This is a genomic window from Castellaniella sp. GW247-6E4 (genome assembly GCF_040276065.1).
In the GTDB taxonomy this organism is placed as follows: domain Bacteria; phylum Pseudomonadota; class Gammaproteobacteria; order Burkholderiales; family Burkholderiaceae_B; genus Castellaniella.
Genome location: NZ_JBELOI010000009.1, coordinates 14,842 through 35,574, shown reverse-complemented (window position 1 = coordinate 35,574; position 20,733 = coordinate 14,842). Strand labels below are relative to the sequence as shown.

20 protein-coding genes are annotated in these 20,733 nt (G+C 65.4%); 15 read left to right on the top strand and 5 right to left on the bottom strand.

All coding sequences use genetic code 11. From position 1 onward, the window contains the following. Positions 1–35: 35 nt before the first annotated feature. The gene (locus tag ABS761_RS11975; protein ID WP_350408563.1) at positions 36–932 is read right to left on the bottom strand and encodes a helix-turn-helix domain-containing protein; all 897 of its coding nucleotides are present in this window, start codon (positions 930–932) and stop codon (positions 36–38) included. A gap of 97 nt (positions 933–1,029) precedes the next feature. Here ABS761_RS11975 and pobA point away from each other — a divergent pair, with 97 nt between their 5' ends. Next, complete coding sequence (pobA, locus tag ABS761_RS11970) at positions 1,030–2,211, top strand: 4-hydroxybenzoate 3-monooxygenase (RefSeq protein WP_350408562.1); 1,182 nt, start codon at positions 1,030–1,032, stop codon at positions 2,209–2,211. Positions 2,212–2,275: 64 nt separating this feature from the next. On the opposite strand, the gene ABS761_RS11965 is transcribed toward pobA, so the two are convergent. Beyond that, positions 2,276–3,031: a GntR family transcriptional regulator gene (locus ABS761_RS11965; RefSeq protein WP_350408561.1), complete on the bottom strand. Its 756-nt coding sequence runs from the start codon at positions 3,029–3,031 to the stop codon at positions 2,276–2,278. 144 nt (positions 3,032–3,175) lie between these two features. Between ABS761_RS11965 and ABS761_RS11960 the strand changes: the two genes are divergently transcribed. The 4 genes from ABS761_RS11960 (at position 3,176) to ABS761_RS11945 (ending at position 7,731) form a co-directional block, all read left to right on the top strand. Next, positions 3,176–4,054 (top strand): methylenetetrahydrofolate reductase, encoded by an 879-nt coding sequence (locus ABS761_RS11960; RefSeq protein WP_350408560.1) that lies wholly within the window; start codon positions 3,176–3,178, stop codon positions 4,052–4,054. A gap of 76 nt (positions 4,055–4,130) precedes the next feature. Further along, on the top strand, positions 4,131–4,994 hold the full coding sequence (gene purU / locus ABS761_RS11955) for a formyltetrahydrofolate deformylase (protein ID WP_350408696.1): 864 nt from the start codon (positions 4,131–4,133) through the stop codon (positions 4,992–4,994). A gap of 49 nt (positions 4,995–5,043) precedes the next feature. Further along, positions 5,044–6,447 (top strand): vanillate/3-O-methylgallate O-demethylase, encoded by a 1,404-nt coding sequence (ligM, locus tag ABS761_RS11950; protein ID WP_350408559.1) that lies wholly within the window; start codon positions 5,044–5,046, stop codon positions 6,445–6,447. A 174-nt stretch (positions 6,448–6,621) separates the two neighbouring features. Further along, complete coding sequence (locus ABS761_RS11945) at positions 6,622–7,731, top strand: ABC transporter substrate-binding protein (RefSeq protein WP_350408695.1); 1,110 nt, start codon at positions 6,622–6,624, stop codon at positions 7,729–7,731. Here the strand turns inward: ABS761_RS11945 and ABS761_RS11940 are convergent. Beyond that, the gene (locus ABS761_RS11940) at positions 7,709–8,509 is read right to left on the bottom strand and encodes an AraC family transcriptional regulator (protein WP_350408558.1); all 801 of its coding nucleotides are present in this window, start codon (positions 8,507–8,509) and stop codon (positions 7,709–7,711) included. The genes ABS761_RS11945 and ABS761_RS11940 overlap by 23 nt on opposite strands. A gap of 270 nt (positions 8,510–8,779) precedes the next feature. On the opposite strand from ABS761_RS11940, the gene ABS761_RS11935 reads away from it, so the two are divergent. Next, complete coding sequence (locus ABS761_RS11935; RefSeq protein WP_350408557.1) at positions 8,780–9,133, top strand: protocatechuate 4,5-dioxygenase subunit alpha; 354 nt, start codon at positions 8,780–8,782, stop codon at positions 9,131–9,133. A 2-nt stretch (positions 9,134–9,135) separates the two neighbouring features. Continuing rightward, positions 9,136–9,987 (top strand): class III extradiol dioxygenase family protein, encoded by an 852-nt coding sequence (locus ABS761_RS11930; protein WP_350408556.1) that lies wholly within the window; start codon positions 9,136–9,138, stop codon positions 9,985–9,987. A 12-nt stretch (positions 9,988–9,999) separates the two neighbouring features. Here ABS761_RS11930 and ABS761_RS11925 read toward each other — a convergent pair whose 3' ends face one another. After that, the gene (locus ABS761_RS11925) at positions 10,000–10,731 is read right to left on the bottom strand and encodes an alpha/beta fold hydrolase (RefSeq protein WP_350408555.1); all 732 of its coding nucleotides are present in this window, start codon (positions 10,729–10,731) and stop codon (positions 10,000–10,002) included. Between the two features lie 90 nt (positions 10,732–10,821). Here ABS761_RS11925 and ABS761_RS11920 point away from each other — a divergent pair, with 90 nt between their 5' ends. The 7 genes from ABS761_RS11920 (at position 10,822) to ABS761_RS11890 (ending at position 18,592) form a co-directional block, all read left to right on the top strand. Further along, positions 10,822–11,325 (top strand): MarR family winged helix-turn-helix transcriptional regulator, encoded by a 504-nt coding sequence (locus ABS761_RS11920; RefSeq protein ID WP_350408554.1) that lies wholly within the window; start codon positions 10,822–10,824, stop codon positions 11,323–11,325. 152 nt (positions 11,326–11,477) lie between these two features. Further along, complete coding sequence (locus ABS761_RS11915; protein ID WP_350408553.1) at positions 11,478–12,545, top strand: aromatic ring-hydroxylating dioxygenase subunit alpha; 1,068 nt, start codon at positions 11,478–11,480, stop codon at positions 12,543–12,545. A 109-nt stretch (positions 12,546–12,654) separates the two neighbouring features. Then, positions 12,655–13,614: a PDR/VanB family oxidoreductase gene (locus ABS761_RS11910; RefSeq protein ID WP_350408552.1), complete on the top strand. Its 960-nt coding sequence runs from the start codon at positions 12,655–12,657 to the stop codon at positions 13,612–13,614. A gap of 83 nt (positions 13,615–13,697) precedes the next feature. Next, the gene (locus ABS761_RS11905) at positions 13,698–14,867 is read left to right on the top strand and encodes an ABC transporter substrate-binding protein (RefSeq protein WP_350408551.1); all 1,170 of its coding nucleotides are present in this window, start codon (positions 13,698–13,700) and stop codon (positions 14,865–14,867) included. 187 nt (positions 14,868–15,054) lie between these two features. Beyond that, positions 15,055–16,044 (top strand): aldo/keto reductase, encoded by a 990-nt coding sequence (locus tag ABS761_RS11900; RefSeq protein ID WP_350408550.1) that lies wholly within the window; start codon positions 15,055–15,057, stop codon positions 16,042–16,044. A 13-nt stretch (positions 16,045–16,057) separates the two neighbouring features. Continuing rightward, the gene (locus ABS761_RS11895; protein ID WP_350408549.1) at positions 16,058–16,954 is read left to right on the top strand and encodes a DUF1932 domain-containing protein; all 897 of its coding nucleotides are present in this window, start codon (positions 16,058–16,060) and stop codon (positions 16,952–16,954) included. A gap of 48 nt (positions 16,955–17,002) precedes the next feature. Then, a complete protein-coding gene (locus tag ABS761_RS11890; RefSeq protein WP_350408548.1) occupies positions 17,003–18,592 on the top strand; it encodes a methyl-accepting chemotaxis protein in 1,590 nt (529 codons plus the stop codon). On the opposite strand, the gene ABS761_RS11885 is transcribed toward ABS761_RS11890, so the two are convergent. Then, positions 18,537–19,451, bottom strand: coding sequence for a LysR substrate-binding domain-containing protein (locus tag ABS761_RS11885; protein ID WP_350408547.1), 915 nt, complete (start codon positions 19,449–19,451; stop codon positions 18,537–18,539). The two genes, ABS761_RS11890 and ABS761_RS11885, sit on opposite strands and share 56 nt — an antisense overlap. Before the next feature lie 112 nt (positions 19,452–19,563). Here ABS761_RS11885 and ABS761_RS11880 point away from each other — a divergent pair, with 112 nt between their 5' ends. Next, complete coding sequence (locus ABS761_RS11880; RefSeq protein WP_350408546.1) at positions 19,564–20,700, top strand: 4-oxalomesaconate tautomerase; 1,137 nt, start codon at positions 19,564–19,566, stop codon at positions 20,698–20,700. Positions 20,701–20,733 lie beyond the last annotated feature (33 nt).

Below are 20,733 nucleotides of genomic sequence, written 5' to 3'. Positions count from 1 at the left end.
CCGGGCATGCGTCTCATCGCCCGGGCGGTGAGGCGTCAGGTCCCGGCGCGCTGGCGGAAGGCCTTGGGCGACACGCCCGAGGCCTTCTTGAAGAAGCGCGTGAAGTATGCCGGGTCCGAGAATCCCAGCTCGTACGAAATCTCGCTGATCGTCATCGAGGTGTAGACCAAGCTGCGGCTGGCCTCCAGCAGCAGGCGCTCATGGATGAGCTCGAGCGGGGACTTGTCCGCCTGGTTGCGCGTGATCACATTCAGGTGTGCCGGCGTGATCCCGAGGGTTCGGGCGTAGTAGGCCACGTCGTGGTGGGTGGTGTGGGATTGGTCCAGCAACTCGCCAAAGCGCGAGAAATGCTCGTGGCTGCGCGGCCGCGGGGCGAGGCGCTGGCCGATCGGCCGGTTGCGCCGCAGCCAGACATAGATCAGCGTGAGCAGGGCCTCGATCTGTATGCCGCGGTAGGGCGCCCGCGCGGTGTATTCGGCATTCAGGCGGGTGAAGGCATTGCGTATGGTGTCCTGATCGACACGGCGCTCGAGCACGTGGATGTGGGGCAGAGAGGGCAGGGGAGCGCTCTCGTCCAGGTTGCGCGAGAGCTGCGTGAGCAACGGATAGGCGATGGTCATCACGTAGCCCTGGCAGTCGTGGTCGAACTCGAAGCCGTGGACGACGGTCTGCGGCACCTCCACGACCTGGCGTCCGGCCAGTCGATGGCGCCGCTCATCGAGCTGCACGATCGCGTTGCCTTGATGCAGGTACAGAATCTGGTAGAGCCCCGTATGCCGGTGTGGCCTGATATGCCAATTGTGCAACTTGCTGCGTGAGGCGATGGTTTCGCAATGTACCAGGTCCGGCGTGGGCCATTCGTCATGGCCGCCGTACAACTTGAAGATCGGAACCTGGCGCGCGTATTCCATATTCACAATTTTAACTGTCAAAAATCCATTCAAAAAGTATCGAGGCGGGTGCAAGATGGTGGGCAGGGAGGGGCGTTCGAGCCGTGCGGCGCGGGCCCGCCCGCACGGAGGGATCACCATGAAGACACAAGTCGCCATCATTGGCGCCGGGCCTTCCGGCCTGCTGCTGGGGCAACTGCTGCACAAGCGTGGCATCGACAACGTCGTCCTCGAGCGACGTGGCCCGGATTACGTCCTTGGCCGGATCCGCGCCGGTGTGCTCGAGCACGGCTTCGTGGATCTCATGCGCGAGGCCGGCGTCACCGAACACATGGATCGTGAAGGTCATGTCCACGAGGGCTTTTCGATCATGTTCAACGGCCGGCGCGAACGTATCGATCTCAAGGGGCTGACCGGCGGCCATACGGTGATGATCTACGGTCAGACCGAAGTCACGCGCGACCTCATGGCCGCACGCGCCGCGAGCGGCGCGCCGTCGTTCTACGAGGTCGAGGACGTGGCCTTGCACGATATCGATTCCGGGCACCCCCGCGTCACCTTCCGCAAGGACGGGCGCGATGTCATGCTTGAGTGTGATTATATTGCGGGCTGTGACGGTTTCCATGGCCCCTCGCGGCAGGCCATCCCCCGTGGCGCGATTCGTGAGTACGAGCGCGTCTATCCCTTTGGCTGGCTGGGGCTGTTGTCCGACACCCATCCGGTCGAGGAGGAGCTGATCTACGTCAGCCATCCGCGCGGCTTCGCCCTGTGCAGCATGCGCTCGCCCACGCGCAGCCGGTACTACGTGCAGGTTCCGCTGAGCGAAAAGGTTGCGGACTGGTCCGACGAGCGCTTCTGGGACGAGTTGCGGGCGCGCCTGCCCGCCGATGTGGCGGCCAAGCTGGAAACCGGGCCTTCCCTGGAAAAGAGCATCGCCCCTTTGCGCAGCTTCGTGGTCGAGCCCATGCAGCATGGGCGGTTGTTCCTGGTGGGCGATGCGGCCCACATCGTGCCGCCCACGGGCGCCAAAGGCCTGAACTTGGCAGCGAGTGATGTATATACTTTATATAATTTAATATGTAAGGCGTATCTGGACGACCAGCCCGAGATGCTGTCGCGCTACTCCGAGATCTGCTTGCGGCGGATCTGGAAGGCCGAGCGTTTTTCGTGGTGGATGACTTCGGTGCTGCATCGCTTCGACCACGATCCGTTCAGCGAGCGCATCCAGCAGGCGGAGGCCGCCTATTGCGTCAGCACGGTGGCTGCCCGCACCAGTATTGCCGAGAACTACGTCGGCCTGCCCTATGAGCGCATCGAGTAACGCGCCCATGCGCCGCATGCCGATCGATCAGCCGGCTGGCAGGTCCGGCGGCGCGCGCTGGAATTCAGGGGGTGTGCGCCTGGATCAGCGCGCCGCCATGCACGAGGCGGATGGCCTTGTGGTTGGCCAGCGCGTAGCGCAGATTGCGGTGGGCGATCCGGGCATGTTCTCGCATCAGGGACTCGGCCCTGTGCCCCTGGCGCAGCTCGATCGCCTCGATGACCGCGCGATGGCCCTCCTGGGCTAGCGTCAGGATCAACCGCGCCTGGGGTGCATCAAGCTGGGCTTTGACGAAGCCGCTGGGCGAGGCGAATGGCAGGCGCGTCATGCGGTCGAATTCGCGCGCGAGCAGGTCGCTGCCCGACATGGCGATCAGCAGCTTGTGGAATTGTTCGTTGAACTTGATGTAGCGCTCGAAGTCCTGCGCCGTGATCGTGGCTTGGTCGAGAATCTGGTCCACCGCCGAGACGATATCGTGGGCCTTGGCCAGTAGCACGGGGCTCGCGCCATGTTCGGCGGCGAAACGCGCCGCCATGCCTTCCAGGGTGCCGCGCAGCTCGATGGCGTCGTGGACATCGCGTTCTGTAAAGGTCTTGACGGCATAGCCTCCGCCAACAATTTCCTCCAGCAGGCCTTCCTCGGCCAGCCTTTGCAGGGCCGCCCGCACCGGTGTGCGCGAGACTCCCAGGCGTTCGACCACCGCGAGTTCGGACAGGCGCTCGTTGGGCGCCAATTCCCCGTCCAGGATCAGGTTGCGCAATTCCAGCAAGGCGCGGGTGGTCTGGTTCGGAGTCGATTGCGGAAAGTCGGTAGAGGCCATTTGGTGGATTATAGGCTGAGCGTCCCGTCATCGTGTGCCACCGAGCATGGCGTTCAGGGACCGCGTCGCGAGCGTTTCAAAATAGTTTGCATCCGTTACGATTGTATGTATACTACTTGTATACAACAATAGGAGACTGAAGCGATGGACTTGGAAACGGCGTGCGCCACGGCCTCCCACGGGCCGGATATGGACTCCTTGCTGTCGGGGTACTCCCTCGAAATGACGGCGAACGGCCTGCCGGCGCTCGAGAGGGCCGCTTATGCGATCACGCCGGGCACCCCCATCTCGATCACCTTTCTGCCCGGTGAGGATTACGCGGCGCGCGTGCGCGCCGCGCAGGGGGTGCGCCGCTTGGGCTTCGTCCCGGTGCCGCATCTCTCGGCCCGTCGCATCGGCGGGGCTGCCGAACTCGAGGGCTTCATGACGGCGCTGGTCGATGCGGCGCAGGTCGATCGGGTCTTCGTGGTCGGCGGCGATCCCGACCGGCCCCTGGGGCCGTATGCCGATGCCCTGGCCTTGATCCGCAGCGGCGTGCTGATGCGCCACGGCGTGCGCCAGGCCGGGATCGCCGGCTATCCCGAGGGGCATCCGGCCATTCCGGCCGATCGCCTGTGGGGCGCCCTGGCGGACAAATCCGCCGCGCTCTCCGAGCAGGGCATCCGGCCGTTCATCGTGACGCAGTTCGGCTTCGAGGCCGCGCCCATCCTGGGTTGGCTGGACGAGTTGCGTGCGCGTGACGTGGCATGCCCCGTGCGCATCGGCCTGCCCGGCCCGGCCAGGATGGGCACGCTGCTGCGCTATGCGGCGCAATGCGGCGTCGGCGCCTCGGCGCGCGTGATGAGCCGCTATGGCCTGTCCATCACGCGCCTGATCAACACGGTCGGGCCGGCTGCGCTGGTCTCCGACCTGGTGACCGGCCTGGGCGGGGCACGCGGCGTAGCGCTGCATTTCTATGCCTTTGGCGGCTTTCAGAATACGGCCGAGTGGATACGCTCCTTGCGCGAGGCCCGCCATGGATAGCCCGCGCGCGCGGCAGGTGGATGCCATGGGTTGCGCGGCGGCGGTGGCGGATCCGGCGCCGCCGGGCGGCGAGGGGATGGCCGTCGCCAGGCGTGGCCATATCCTCACGCTGTCCTGCGAGGACAGGCCCGGGCTGGTGGCGGCCGTGGCCGGGACACTGGCACGCCATGGGGGCAACATTCTCGAGTCCCAACAGTTCGACGACTTGCTGTCGGGCCGGTTCTTCATGCGTGTCGTGTTCGACCTGGACGGCGGCGCCACGGGCCTCGATCGTCTGCGGGCCGAGTTCCCGCGCATGGTAGAGGCTCGCGCCCTGAGCTGGCGCGTCCGCCCGGCCGGCCAGCGCCGGCGCGTGCTGCTCATGGTCTCGCGCTTCGATCACTGCCTGGGCGATCTGCTGTATCGCGGCCGCGTGGGTGAGCTCGACATGGAGGTGGCCGGCATCGTCTCGAACCATCCTCGCGAGTCCCTCAACATTTCCCTGATCGGGGACATCCCGTTTCATCACCTGTCGGTCGAGCCCGGCCGCAAGGCCGAACAAGAAGCCCGGGTGATGGGCCTGATCTCGGATTCCGGCGCCGAACTGGTCGTCCTCGCCCGCTATATGCAGATTCTGTCGGATGAATTCTCGGCCTGGCTCGAGGGGCGGTGCATCAATATCCACCATAGCTTTCTGCCGGGCTTCAAGGGCGCCCGGCCCTATCACCAGGCCCATGCGCGCGGGGTCAAGATGATCGGCGCGACCGCCCACTACGTGACGGCCGACCTGGACGAGGGGCCGATCATCGCGCAAGAGGTCGAGCAGATCACCCATGCCGATGGCCCCGACGACCTAGTGCGCAAAGGGCGCGACATCGAGCGCCGCGTGCTGGCGCGCGCCGTGCGCTACCACCTCGAGGATCGTGTGCTGCTCAATGGCGGCAAGACGGTCGTGTTCTAGGCGAACCCCAACCCCCAATGTTCCATACCGTAAAACCAAGGTGAGAGAGATGAGTGCGAAAAACCTCGAAGAGCTGCTGCGGCAGCATGGCAATACCGTCGACATGCTGCGCAATTCGCGCGTGGGTGCTTATGTGTATCCGGTCGTCGCTCCCGAGTTCTCGAACTGGCGCAGCGAGCAGGTCGCCTGGCGCGAAACCGCCGTCCTGTACGATCAGTCGCATCACATGGACAATCTGTTCATCCGTGGGCGCGACGCGCTGAAGATGCTGTCCGAGACGACCGTCAATACCTTTTCCAACTTCAATCCGGGCCGCGCCAAGCAGTACGTGCCGACGACACCCTACGGGCACGTGATCGGCGACGGCATCCTGTTCTGGGAGCCGGGCGACACATTCATCTACGTCGGGCGTGCGCCGGTCACCAACTGGTTGATGTATCAGGCCCAGACCGGCAAGTATGACGTCGAGGTGGTCAAGGATGGGCGCTCGCCTTCGCGGCCCATGGGCAAGCCGGTGTCGCGCCGTCTGTACCGCTATCAGGTCCAGGGCCCCAATGCCTGGCCCATCCTCGAGAAGCTCAACGGCGGCAAGATCGAACCGATCAAGTTTTTCCACATCGGCGAAATCAATATCGCGGGGCGCCGCGTGCGCGCCTTGCGACACGGCATGGCGGGTGCGCCAGGTCTGGAGGTCTGGGGGCCCTACGAAGAGGGCGATGAGATTCGACAGGCCATCCTGGATGCCGGTGCCGACCACGGCCTGCTGCCGGTGGGCGCGCGCGCCTACTCGACCAATACCCTGGAGTCCGGCTGGATTCCCTCGCCGCTGCCCGGAATCTATACCGGCGACAAGCTCGAGGACTACCGCCGCTGGCTGGGTATCGACAGCTACGAGGCCACCGGCAGCATCGGCGGCAGCTTCGTGTCGGACAATATCGAGGACTACTACCTGAATCCCTACGAACTCGGCTACGGCTCCTTCATGAAATTCGACCATGATTTTCATGGCCGCGAGGCGCTCGAAGCCCTGGATCCGGCGACCCAACGCAAGAAAGTCACGCTCGCCTGGAACCGCGAGGACCTGACGCGCGTGCTGGCCTCGATGTTTGAACCCGAGGGCCATAACTACAAGTACTTCGACCTGCCGCAGGCGAACTACGCGTTTTCGAACTACGACCGGGTGATCGATGCCGGCGGCCGCGCGGTCGGACTGTCGATGTTCACAGGCTATAGCTACAACGAGCGCAGCGGCTTGTCTCTGGCCGTCGTCGACCACGAGGTGCCCCTCGGCGCCGAGCTGCGGCTGGTCTGGGGCGAAGAGAACGGCGGCACGCGCAAGGCCACGGTCGAACGGCACCAGCAGACCGAGATACGGGTCGTGGTGAGCGCGATTCCCTACTCGGAGGTGGCGCGCGAGCACTACGCCACGGGCTGGCGCACCGAGCGCGCATAGGCTAGTATTTTTGCCGCGGGTGCGGCTTGGATCGTGCGCAGACACGATGGCCACGAGACCCGGCGGGGGCACCATGGGCCGGCGCAGGCCGGCCGCACATCAAAGGAGAAGACCTTGAAACAAACGCTGAGACTGGCGCTGGCCGCGATCGCGCTGGCGGCCACGGTGCCGGGCATGTCCAATGCCCAGGACCTGAAGGTGGGACTGGTGGTGCCTTTATCGGGGCCCTTCGCCTCGACGGCGCAGCAGATGATGAATGGTGTCAACTTGTACGTCCAGCAGCACGGGGACACGGTCGCCGGCCGCAAGGTGGTGCTGATCGTCAAGGACGATACCGGGATCAACCCGGCGATCACCAAGCGCCAGGCACAGGAACTGCTGATCAAGGACAAGGTCGATGTGCTGGCGGGCTTTGGCTTGACGCCGGGGGCCTTTGCCGCGGCCCCCCTGGCCCAGGAAACCAAGACGCCCATGGTGGTGATGAATGCCGCCACCTCGGCCATCACGACCAAGTCCGACTACATCACGCGCACGTCGACGACTCTGCCGCAGGTCGCCGCGCCCATGGCCACGTGGGCCAAGGACAATGGGGTGCAGAAAGTCTACGTCATCGTCGCCGACTACGGGCCGGGCCACGACGCGGCGGCCCAGTTCAAAAAGACCTTCACCGCCGCCGGCGGCGAGATCATCGGCGAGCTGCATACCCCTCTGACCAAGCCCGACTTTGCGCCCTTCCTGCAAAAGATCAAGGACGCCAAACCCGACGCGCTGTTCCTGTTCATCCCCAACGGTGACCAGGGCGTGGCCTTTGCCAAGGGCTACAAGGAACGCGGCCTGGATCAGGCCGGGATCAAGCTCCTTGCCACCGGCGACATCGCCACCGAGGACATGATCGACGCCATGGGCGACAGCGCCCTGGGGATCCTCACCTCGTACTACTATGCGCAGGCACACGACTCGCCCGAGAACAAGGCCTACGTTGCCGCATATGCCAAAGCCTACCCCAAAGTCCGCCCCAATATGATTTCAGTGGCGGGCTATGATGGCATGCACCTGATCTACGAGGCGCTGAAGAAGACCGGCGGCGATGCCAGCGGCGACAAGTTCATGGCGGCGGTCAAGGGGATGAGCTGGATGAGCCCGCGCGGCCCGATCATGATCGACCCGGCCACGCGCGACATTGTGCAGAACGTCTACATCCGCAAGGTCGAGCGCGTCGACGGTGTGCTGCAGAACGTCGAATTCCATACCTTCGAGGCGGTCAAGGATCCGGAGAAAGGGTAAGTCGACGGAACTCTTTTGGGGACTGTCCCGATACGCGTTTGAAAAAGCGCGTGAAATAACCCGGGTCGGCAAAGCCCAGCGAGTCGGAAATGGTGTTGATGGTCCGGGGGGTGTAGATCAGTTCGCGGCGCGCCTCCAGCAGGAGGCGCTCGTGGATCAGGCGCAGCGCCGACTTGCCGGCCAGGGCCTGGACCACCACGTTGAGGTGCGCCGCGGTGATGCCGATGCGCGAGGCGTACCAGGCCACCTGGTGCCGGGACTTGTAGTGGGCTTCGATGAGTTGGGCAAAGCGGGCCAGGTGCGGGCTGCTGGATTCCTGTCCATGGATGGCGGCCAAGGGCTCCACGCCCCGGCTCGCCGAGACCTGCCGGTGCACCCAGGCGAGGATGCAGGATAGCAGGGCCTCCAGCAAAGCCCCGCGCTGCGGGGAGTACGGCCTGCGGTATTCCTGGTTCAGGCGGGTGAACACCAGGCGCGTGTGGCGGCTCTCGTCGTCCTCGCCCAGCGCAAGCAACGAGGGGTCCGGCAGGGCGGCCAGGGCCAGGCTCATTTTTTCGCAGACCTGGGCCATCAGGCCATAGGTGATGGTCAGGATATAGCCTTCGGCGTTCGGATCGAACTGGAACCCGTGCACGGCCATCTGAGGGACCAGGATCATCTGGCCGCCGCCCATCGAGCGGGTCGAGCCGTCCAGATGCACCTCGACGTTTCCGGATTCCAGGTAGAGGATCTGGAAGAGGTCCGTGTGCTTGTGCGGTTTGACATGCCAATTGTGCAATTTTTCCTGTGCGGCGATCGTTTCGCAGTACATCGGGTCTGGCGTGGTCCAGACATTCCCGTAACCATATAATTTATAAATGGGTATGGAGGTGTGGTCATGATCCGGCGGAGCGGGGCGCAGGCCTTCCATGGGGGGCTGTCCTAATATCTTCGTATATGCGAAATGTACTTTTTTAAAAAAGAAAAGTCCATTCTGTGAAACCCCGATCCGGCGCATCATGAACTTGTTTTTAAACCTGTGCCCCCGGGCACCCATCAGGAGACATGCATGAGCACCCCCCGACTCAAGCGGAATATCCCGGGGACCGTCATTTTCGACGGCGACCAGGCCCGCATCGGCTATGCCCTCAATAAAATGTGCTTCAGTTTCAACGCCGCCGAATGCCGCGAGGCGTTCCAGCGCGACGAGGAGGCCTACATGAGCAAGTACCGGCTCAACGATACGCAAAAGCAGGCCATCCGCAACCGTAACGTGCTCGAACTGATCGCGGCCGGCGGCCATCCCTACTATCTGGCGAAATTCGCCGGCATCTTCAAGCTCGACATGCAGGACATCGGTGCGCAGCAGACCGGCATGACCAAGGACGCCTTCAAGGCAAAACTCATCGCAGCGGGGCAATAATCATGGCTCAGATCATAGGCAGCGTCAGCACTTCCCACGTCCCGGCCATCGGCGGGGCGATCGCCCGCAACCTCCAGCAGGATCCTTACTGGAAACCATTCTTCGACGGGTATCCCGCTGCACGCGAATGGATCGAGGGCGCGCGTCCCGACGTGGTGGTGATCATTCACAACGACCACGGCCTGAACTTCTTCCTCGACAAGATGCCCACGTTCGCGGTCGGCACCGCCCCCGTCTACGAGACCGCCGACGAGGGTTGGGGGATTCCGGCCCTGGCGCCGGCGCCCGGCAATCCAGAGCTCGCCTGGCACATGGTCGAAACCCTCGTCGAGGACGAATTCGACATCACGACTTGCCAGGAGGCGCTCATCGACCACGCGGTGTCCCTGCCGCTGGCGCTGCTGTGGCCCGAGCACCAGGCACGCGGCGAATGGCCCGTGGAAATCGTGCCCGTGTGCATCAACACCGTGCAGGCGCCGTATCCCTCGGCCGCCCGCTGCTGGCGCCTGGGGCAGTCCATCCGCCGTGCGATCGAGTCCTGGGATTCGGACAAGCGCGTCCTCATCATCGGCAGCGGCGGCCTGTCCCACCAGCTCGACGGCGAGCGTGCCGGGTTCCTGAACAAGGATTTCGACCTGCGATTCATGGACAGCCTCGTGGACGATCCGCAGTGGGTGACGCGGTATTCGAACGATGAACTGGTCGAGCTGACCGGCACGCAGGGCATCGAACTGCTGATGTGGGTGGCCGCACGCGGCGCGCTCGATGGCGGCGCAGTCGTCAAAAAGCACTCCAACTACCACATCCCCATTTCGAACACGGCGACTGGCCTGCTGGTCCTCGAGGCCGCGTAGGGGGCTTTTGGCTTAGAGGGTCGCCGTGGACGCCAGTCCCCGGCGACCCAGCCATTCCAGGATGGCGCGCGTGCAGGCCTCGGGCTCCTCGAAGGGCGCCATATGGCCCGCGGCCGCGATGGCGGCCACCTCCGATCCGGGAATGTGCGAGGCCATTTCGTGGTGGCGGTCGAGAGGGCTCCATCGGTCTTCCTCGCCGCTCATGAGCAGGGTAGGGCAGGCGATCCGTCCCAGCAGGGCGGTGGCATCGGGCCGTTCGATCAGCGCCTGGATCTGTCCGGCAAACGAATCCGGGGTCGATCGCAGAACCATATCGCGCATTGAACGCATCAATGCCGCGTCGTCGCGGGTCCGGGGGGCGATCATGCCGTCGAGCCATGCATCGACAATGGCGCCGACCCCGCCCGCGCGCGCGGCCTCGACCTGGGCCATCCGGCGCGTCGTCTCGCCCTCGCCCAGGCCCTCATAGCCGGTGTTCATAAGCACCAGGCCGGCGCACCGGTCGGGCGCCTGGCGCGCGATCTCGAGCGCGATGCGTCCGCCCATCGAGTGGCCGATCACGATCAGGGGGCCCGAGGTTCGCTCGAGCACCTCGGCGGCGGCGGCCGGCAGAGAGCTCAGGCCGCTCAAGCGGGGAATCGACACCGGTCCCAGGCGCGACAGCGGGCCGGCCAGGTGGGACCAGGTCTGGCCATCGCAGAGCAAGCCATGCAGCAGAACGAAAGTGGGTGTGGTGGTCGCCATGGCGCGCTCCTGTGGTGTCGGGTCCGTAGTGTCAACAGGCGCTAGGATACGCTAACCTATGCCCGCGGCTTCATCCGGGACCTTTCACCCATGCAAGACTCTATCCTGCGCGAACCCTTGTACGTCCAGCCTGGCCACCTGCTGCGACGGGCGCAACAGATATCGGCTTCGATTTTTCACGACGAGCTCGGCCTGCTCGCCACGCCCATCCAGTACGCGGTGCTGTGTGTGCTGTTGACGCATCCCGGCATCGACCAGGTGTCGCTGGCGGGCCTGGCGGCGATCGACACCTCCACGGCGGCCAGCGTGGCCACGCGGCTCGAGGAAAAAGGGCTGCTGACGCGCCGCGTCGATCCGGCCAATCGCCGCCAGCGCATCCTCGAACTGACCGCCGCAGGCAGGGCCCTTCTGGCCGAGGCCAATGACGCCATCGAGCGTCTGCACCGCCGCATTTTCGAAAAGTTCAGCGCCGACGAGGAGGCCGTGTTCATGGATCTCCTGCAAAAGCTCGTGGATGTCAACAATCACCAAAGCCGCGCGCCGCTGGTGCCGGCGCCGCGCATGGGCCGCCGCGAAGCCTCTCAGCCGGACTAAGCCAGCGATATCTAGGGTTTGCCCCAATGGAATATCCTTGTTGAAAACATAGAATTCAACTAAACGTTCAGTGTGCTGAATATTACAGTTTGAAGCTTAAGGTGGCCGGCCTCGTCGAAGGATCGCGAGAGTCGCCATGCAAGGAGGATCACATGTTTCCGAAGAACGCCTGGTACATCGCCTGCACCTCCGATGAGATTGCCGGCGAGCCGCTGGGCCGTACGCTGTGTGGGCAGCGGGTTGCCCTCTATCGCGGCCACGGCGGCAAGGTCGCCGCGGTCGAGGATTTCTGCCCGCACCGCGGGGCAGCGCTGTCCCTGGGCCGCGTGGTCGATGGCAATCTGATGTGCGGCTATCACGGCCTGGTGATGGGTTGTGACGGCAAGGTGGTGTCCATGCCCATGCAGCGCGTGGGCGGCTTTCCCTGCATCCGCAGCTATCCCGTGGCCGAGCGCCACGGCTTCGTCTGGCTGTGGCCCGGCGACGCGAGGCTGGCCGACGAGGGGTCGATCCCGGCGCTGGCCTGGTCGGACGATCCCGAATGGGCTTTTGGCGGCGGCCTCTATCACATCCAGTGCGACTACCGGCTGATGGTGGACAATCTCATGGATCTGACCCACGAGGCCTATGTCCACGTCGGCAGCATCGGCCAGAACGAGATCGACGCTTCCCCGGTCAAGACCCGGATGGAGGGCGAGACCGTGGTCACCAGCCGGATCATGGAGAGCGTCATCGCGCCACCGTTCTGGCAGGAAGCGATGCGGGCCAACGGCCTGGACCCCGAGGCCCTGGTGGACCGGTGGCAGATTTCGCGCTTTACCGCCCCCGGCCAGGTACTGATCGACGTGGGTGTCGCGCTGGCGGGCAAAGGCGGATTCGAGGCTGCGCCCGAGCATCAGGCCTCGGCGGTCGTGGTCGATTTCATGACGCCCGAGACCGAGTCCTCGCATTGGTATTTCTGGGGTATGGCGCGGCGCTTCAAGCCCGCCGATGTGGCGCTGACCGAGGCGATTCGCGAGGGACAGGGGCGGATCTTCAGCCAGGACCTCGACGTGCTCGAGGCGCAGCAGCGAAACCTCCAGACCTTTCCCGACCGTCGCCTGCTGGCCTTGAACATCGATGCGGGAGGCGTACAGGCGCGGCGTCTCATCGACCGCCTCGTGCAGGCCGAGAAAACCATGGCGGCGACTGCGGGCACGCCCGAGACGGCCGTGGCATGACGTATGCTAGTGTCCTGCTCGGCTAATCCGAGCAGGACACTAGACGTAAACGCGGTGCGCCCCGGCCGGCGGCGCGCCGTGCAATCTCTACACACAGGTTGTCTTCGACATGCAAGAATTATCTGTCAAGGTCGCCGACAAACGCCGCGAGGCGCAGGACATCGTCAGTCTCGAACTGGTCGATGCCCATGGGTCGCCTCTGCCCGTCTTCACGGCGGGCGCGCACATTGACGTGCATTTGCCGGGCGGACTGGTCCGTCAGTATTCGCTGCTGAATGACTGCGCCGAGCGCACGCACTATCGGATCGGCGTGCTGCGTGAGATCGATTCTCGTGGCGGTTCGATCGCGTTGCACGACCGCATTGGCGTGGGCGACGTCCTGCGCATCAGCGCGCCCCGCAATCGCTTCGCCCTGCAGCCGGCGCCGCGCAGCCTGCTGCTGGCGGGCGGCATCGGCGTGACCCCGATCCTGTGCATGGCCCGCCAGTTGCAGGCGGCGGGCGCCGATTTTGAGTTCCACTACAGCAGCCGCAGTCGGGCACGCGCCGCGTTCCTGGACGACATCGGTGGCTCGGGCCTGGCCGCGCACACCCGGCTGCACTTCGATGACGAGCCGGGCACTGCGCTGAATGCGGCGGGCCTGCTCGCGGCGGCCGGTGTGGGCACTCATGTGTACGTGTGCGGGCCGGCAGGCTTCATCGATCATTTCGTCGCCCTGGCCCGCGCGGCGGGAATCGAGGATGCGCGCATTCATTTCGAGCGTTTCGCCGCCTCCGAGCACGTGGCGCCGCTCGAGGGGGATCAGGCCTTCCAGGTCAAGCTGGGCAGCACCGGAGAGGTCTTCGACATCCCCGCCGACATGCCGGTGACCAAGGCGCTCGACCGGCATGGAATCTTCATTCCCGTGTCCTGCGAAGAAGGCATCTGCGGGACCTGCCTGACCGGCGTGGTCGAGGGCATCCCGGATCACCGCGACAGTTACTTGACCGATGAGGAGCATGCGGCAAACGACCAGTTCACCCCATGTTGCTCCCGTTCGCAAACCCCGATGCTGGTCATCGATCTTTGAGGTCTTGAAAGGCTATATTTAAAGCTTCGACAGGCCTTCGTCCGGCGCCGCATGAGCGCTTTTCCAAACCCAAGGAGACAAGCTTGAAATTCGATCTATTGAAGACGCTGGCAGCGGTCGCGCTAGCCGGCGGCGCACTGGGGGCGGCGCAGGCCCAGGACCTGAAGATCGGCCTGATCGTGCCGCTGTCCGGGCCCTTTGCCTCGACGGGCCAGCAGATGGTGAACGGCGCCGAACTCTATCTCAAAGAGCACGGCGATACAGTCGCCGGCCGCAAGGTGGTGCTGATCGCCAAGGACGACACCGGGGTCAACCCGGCGATCAGCAAGCGCCAGGCGCAGGAACTGCTGATCAAGGACAAGGTCGACGTGTTCGCGGGCTTCGGCCTGACGCCGGGTGCCTTTGCCGTTGCGCCGCTGGCCACCGAGGCTAAAGTGCCGATGGTGGTGCTGAACGCCGCCACCTCGTCGATCACGACCAAGTCCGATTACGTCGTCCGCACCTCGATGACCCTGCCACAGGTTTCCGCGCCCATGGCCACGTGGGCGGCAGCCAACGGCATTAAAAAGGTTTACACCATCACCGCGGATTACGGGCCGGGCCATGACGCGGCGGCCCAGTTTAAAAAGACCTTCACCGCCGCCGGCGGCGAGATCGTCGGCGAGCTGCATACGCCGATGACCAAGCCCGACTTTGCGCCCTTCCTGCAAAAGATCAAGGACGCCAAACCCGACGCACTGTTCCTGTTTGTGCCCAACGGCGACCAGGGCGTGGCCTTCGCCAAGGGCTACAAGGAACGCGGCCTGGATCAGGCCGGGATCAAGCTCCTCGCCACCGGCGATGTGGTCACCGAAGACGTGCTGGACGCCATGGGCGACAATGCGGTGGGGATGATCACCTCGTTCCATTATTCGCAGGCGCATGATTCGCCGGAAAACAAGGCGTTCGTGGAGGCCTATACCAAGGCCTATCCCGGCGTGCGTCCCAATATGGTGGGCGTCGCGTCCTATGACGGCATGCACTTGATCTACGAGGCGCTGAAGAAGACCGGCGGCGATGCCAGCGGCGACAAGTTCATGGCGGCGGTCAAGGGGATGAGCTGGACGAGCCCGCGCGGCCCGATCACGATCGATCCGGCCACGCGCGACATTGTGCAGAACGTCTACATCCGCAAGGTCGAGCGCGTCGGCGGCGTGCTGCAGAACGTCGAGTTCGACAAGATCGCCGACTTCAAAGACCCCGGCAAGGAATAGGGCGTTGCGACGCGCGGCGGTATCCGCCGCGTGACCTCATCGTACGATAGAGGACCGGACACCCGGCGGGTCGCCGGGTGTATCGCATTTTGCCGCAAGGGCGCCACCGCTCCATAGCGGCCCGGCATAGCTGCTAGTCCGGACGCCCACTTAACAATCGGCGGGCTTGTCCCCATAATGATTCAATATGACGACATTACGTAAAATCGCGGATCTCGAGGTTTTCCCGATCGGGCTGGGATGCATGAGCCTGAGCCACGGCTATGGCGCCCCGACCGATCCGGCCCAGGCCGAGGCGTTGCTGCTGGGCGCACTGGACCGCGGCGTGACGCTGTTCGACACCGCTGCCTTGTACGGGTTCGGCCACAATGAGGAATTGCTCGGGCGCGTCCTGGCGCCGCATCGCAGCCGCTTCGTCCTTGCCAGCAAATGCGGGATTTTTCACGAAGGCGGCAAGCGCCGCATCGATGGCCGGCCAGAGACCCTGCGTCGCACCTGCGAGGAGGCCCTCGTGCGCCTGCGCACGGATGTGATCGACCTCTATTATCTGCACCGCTGGGACAAATCCGTGCCGATCGAGGACAGCGTGGGCGCGCTGGCCGAGCTCGTCAGGGCAGGCAAGGTCCGCCACATCGGCCTGTCCGAGGTATCCGCCGAGACCCTGCGCAAAGCGCACGCAGTGCATCCCGTGGCCGCTGTCCAGAGCGAGTATTCCCTCTGGACGCGCAACCCCGAGATCGCGGTGCTGGAGGCCTGCCGCGCGCTCGGCGCGGCGTTCGTGCCTTATAGCCCCCTGGCGCGTGCGTTCCTGGCCGATGGCCTGCCCGATCCCGAGGCGCTGGATGAGGGCGACCTGCGCCGGCGCATGCCGCGTTTCCAGCCGGGCGTCTATGCCCGCAACCTCGGCCTGCTCGCACCCTACCGGCGGATCGCGGCGCGCGTGGGCTGCTCGCCCGCCCAACTCGCGCTGGCCTGGCTCTTGCACCAGGGCGGGGACATCATCCCGATTCCGGGCACGACCCGGCTGGATCACTTGGCCGACAATCTGGGCGCGGCCGAGGTGGCTCTGGAAGCCGCCACCCTGGCCGAACTCGGCGCCTTGATCAACGACCGCACGGTCGAGGGGGCGCGTTTCGGCGCGGGGAACGCGGCCGAGGTCGATACCGAATCGTTTTAAGGAGCCCACTGTCATGCAGAGCGCGAATCTTGGATTGATCGGCTACGGCGAGGTCGGCGGCATCTTCTGCGCCGGGCTCAAGGAACACGTGGCCAGCGTGCAGGCCTGGGACATCAAGCTTGCCGACGAGGCCGCCGCCGCCCCCCTGCGGGCGCGCGCCGAGCGCGACGGGGTGTCGTTGTGCGGTTCGCCAGCCGAGCTGTGCAGCCGCGCCGACTTGATCATTTCCGCCGTGACCGCCTCGAGCACGGTCGACGTTGCCCGCGAGGCGGCGCGCCACATCCGGCCGGGCACGGTGTTCCTGGACCTGAACTCGGCCTCGCCGGGCGCCAAGCGCGACGCCGCCGCCCTGATCGAAACCGCCCGCGGCCAGTATGTCGAGGCGGGCGTCATGACCTCGGTGCCGCCCTACGGGATCCGTGTGCCGATGCTGCTGGGCGGGCCTTATGCCGAGGCCTTGGCCGCGCGTCTGTGCGCAGCCGGCATGGAGGCCTCGGCCGTGTCCAGCGACCTGGGCGTGGCCTCGGCGATCAAGATGTGCCGCAGCGTCATGATCAAGGGCCTCGAGGCGCTGGTCATCGAAAGCTACACCACCGCGCGCGCTTATGGCGTCGAGGATCATGTGCTGCCGACTCTGCAAGAAACCTTCCCCTCGATCGACTGGTCCGAACAGGGCGCTTATTTCTATAGCCGCGTCGTGCAGCACGGGCGCCGGCGTGCCGAGGAAATGCGCGAGGTGGCCAACACGGTGCGCGAAGCCGGCTTCGAGCCCCTGATGTCGAGCGCGACCGCAGCCAAGCAGGATTGGGTCGCCGGCCTGGCGGCGCAGGGCCTGTTCGCCGAGGTCGACAAGGCCGGCGGCTGGCAGGCATACGCCGATCGGCTGATCGCGCACGCAAAGAATCAGTGAAAATCCCGCGGCGCGCAGCCGGCCACGACACCCATTGGGGGAGGGGACATGAGCGAAGACTTGCACGTCAGCGGACGGGAGTATGCGCTGCGCCAAGGCGAGACCATCGTGCTGGCGACCGACCTCGAGGGGCGGATTACATACGTTAATGAGGATTTCCTGCGTATCAGCGGGCACGAACCCTCGGAGGTGATCGGCGCCCAGCAGGGGATCCTGCGCCATCCAGAGATGCCCCGCGAACCGTTTGCCGATCTGATGCGCACCGTGCGACGCGGCAAGGCCTGGTCGGGCCTAATGAAGAATCGCTGCAAGAACGGGGATCACTACTGGGTCGACATCCAGGCGGCGCCGATCTTTCAAGAGGGGCAGGTCACCGGCTTTACCTCGATTCGCACGCGCCCGCCGCGCGATCGGGTCGAGGCGGCCGAGCGTGCGTACCGGGCCATGGCCGAGGGCCGGCGCGGGGTGCGCATCCACGAAGGCGCGATCTCCCTGGCGGGGCCCGTGCGCCGCGCGCTGGGCCGCCTGGCCGGCGCGTCCTTGCTCACACGGGTGGCGCTGTGGTCTTTGGCGGGAGCGGGCCTGTTCGCGGGGCTCGGAATTCTGGGGGCGGCCAACCCCTTGGCGCTGCTGTTGGCGACGATTGGTGCCCTCTGGTGTCTGCTGGGCGGCCTGGTGCTGTATCGCCCGATGGCCGTGGCCATGCGCCGCATGCGCATGGATATCGAGCGCATCAGTTCAGGAGATCTGTCGGGCCGGATACGGGTCGACGGCGCCGCCGAATTGGCGAGCCTCGCCCATGGTCTGCGCATTCTGCAGATCAATATGAAGCTGTTGATCGTACGCATCAAGGAATCCGCCTCGGTGGTCGTCCATGGCGTCAGCGAGATCGCGCAGGGCAATGACGATCTGTCGCGGCGCACCGATGCGCAGGCGAGCTCGCTTGAGGAAACCGCCGCCTCGATCGAGCAACTCGCCAGCACGGTCAAGCAGAATGCCGCGCACGCCGGCCAGGCGAGCGAGCTCGCTGCGGGCACCGAGCGGCAGGTCTCGCGCAGCGAGACCTCGATGCGCCGCGCGGTCGACACCATGTCCCGCATCCAGGACAGCGCCCGCCGGATCGCGGACATCTCCGGCGTCATCAACAGCATCGCCTTCCAGACCAACATCCTGGCCTTGAATGCGGCCGTTGAGGCGGCGCGCGCGGGCGGGGAGGGGCGTGGCTTCGCGGTGGTCGCCGCCGAAGTGCGCGGCCTCGCCCAGCGCACGGGCGAGGCCGCCCGCGAGATCGAATCCCTGATCGGCCAATCGGTCCAGGCGGTTGCTGAAGGGGCGGACATGGTGGGCGAGGCGGGCCGGGTTTCAGGGCAGGCGCGCGAGGCTGTGCAGCAATTCGTCTCGATCGTCCACGAGATCGCCCTGGCCAGCCGGGAGCAGGGGCAAGGGATCGAGCAGGTCAATCTGGCGATGACCGAAATCGACGGCGCCACCCGCAGCAATGCCGCGTTGGTGGCTCAGGCCGCGGCAGCGGCGGGCAATATCCGCCATCAGGCGGAAAAACTCGGGGCTCTGGTGGATTCGTTCAGGCTGTTTGAATCATCGCCGGCGGATAGACTTGCCGTGCCGTCTCGCGGATGAGCTCGAGCATCGCGTTCTGGGTCAAGGTCGTGATGCGACCCGATGCCGTGGCCACGCACAGGCGGCTGAGCAACTGGGGCTGGACGATGGGCCGGATGTGGTAGAGCTCGGGGCGCGCCGAGGTCAGCACCGCGTGCTCTGTGAGCACCGCGTAACCCGCGCCGTCGGCCACCAGATCCAGGATCGCGGGTACGCCGTCGATTTCCAGGCGGATGTTGGGCTTGAGGCCGATGGTCGACATCTCGGACTCGAGCAGCATCCGGATCGTATGTGGGCGGTTCGGGATCACCAGCGGGATGTGGGTCAGCGCTTCCAGGGCCATCGGCTTGTCGGAGGGGTGGGGGCCGCGCGGGCCGATCAGGTATAGGGACTCGCAGGTCAGGGGTGCAATATCCAGCTCGGCCGAGGGGCTGGGGTTGTAGAGCAGGGCGATGTCCAGGCGGCCGGCCAGCAGCCATTCCTGCATGACGAAGGACAGCCCCTCGCTGATCGACAGCGAGGCGTTGGGCAGGTGCTTGCGCGCCTTGCGCGTCAAGCGCACGGTCATCATCTTCGAGGCGCTGGGCGCGATGCCCACGGCGACCCTTCCAGCCAGCGCGCCTTGCACCCGACCCAGGTCCTCTTTGGCGCGCTCGACCTGGTGCAAAATGCCCCGGCAGTGTTCGAGCAGGAGTTTGCCGGCCTCGGTCGTCGTCACACCGCGCCCGTTACGGTTGAGCAGATTCTGCCGCAGCTCGACCTCGAGCATGCGCACCTGCCGGCTGAGTGCCGGCTGCGCGATGTTCAGGGCGCGGGACGCCTGGGTGAAACTGCCCAGCTCGGCCACACGCAGAAAGTACTCGAGTTGTTTGAGATCCATGGATTCTGTCTATGTGCGGCATGGTCGACGCTGTATCATAGCATTGCGGCATAGCTGTTAGTGAGTAACAGGCCTTATCCAAATGCCGGGTTCCGCCCATAATGGGCTCATCATGCAAAAAGCCATTCCCACCTTGTTCATGCGCGGTGGCACGTCGCGCGGGCCTTTCTTCCTTGAGTCGGATCTGCCTCTCGATACGGCGGCGCGCGACCGGGTGCTGCTGGCGGTCATGGGCTCGCCCGATCGGCGCCAGATCGATGGCCTGGGCGGCGCCCATCCCTTGACCAGCAAGGTCGGCATCGTACGGCGCGGCACCACCCCCGGCGTGGACGTGGAATTCCTGTTCGCCCAGCTACAGCCCGATCAGGACACCGTGGACACCACCCCCAATTGCGGCAATATGCTGGCGGCGGTCGTGCCTTTCGCCATCGAGCGCGGCTTGGTCCGACCCCAGGGCGACGAAACCACGGTGCGGGTCCTGACCCGCAACACCGGCATGCAGTGCGACATCACCGTGCTCACGCCGATGACGCCGGATGGCCGCCGCGTCAGCTATGAGGGCGACGCCCGCATCGACGGCGTTCCGGGCCGTTCGGCGCCCATCACCATCAATTTTCTGGATACCGCCGGCTCCGTGTGCGCGGGCCTGCTGCCCACCGGACGGGTGCTTGACACCGTCCGCGTCGAACCGGCGGCGGGCGACGATTTCGCGGCCTTCGACATCGAGACGACCTGCATCGACAATGGCATGCCGTTGGTGATGTTCCGCGCAGCCGACGTGGGCTGCACCGGCTACGAGACACCGGCCGAGCTCAATGCCGACGGGGCGCTCAAAGCCCGCGTCGAGGCCCTGCGCCTGCGCGCCGGCGAGCTCATGGGGCTGGGTGACGTCAGTGCCCGCAACTACCCCAAGATGACCCTGGTGTCCGAGCCGCGCGACGGCGGCAGCATCAGCACGCGCTGCTTCATTCCGCACGTGTGCCACGAAGCCATCGGCGTGCTGGCCGCGGTCACCGTCGGCACGGCCTGCGTGCTCGAGGGTTCAGTCACTCAGGGGATCGCGCGGATGCCCGCAGGCGCGCGCAAGACTATTTCGATCGAGCACCCCAGCGGCGAATTCAGCGTCGAGCTCGAGCTCGATCCCCACGACAACCAGAAAGTTTCGCGCGCGGCGCTGTTGCGCACCGCGCGCCTGATCATGCGCGGCGAGGTCATGGTCCCCGCCGCCGCATATCCGGAAACCCGATAGCCTAGGAAGGACACGTTCGACATGAGCAGACAG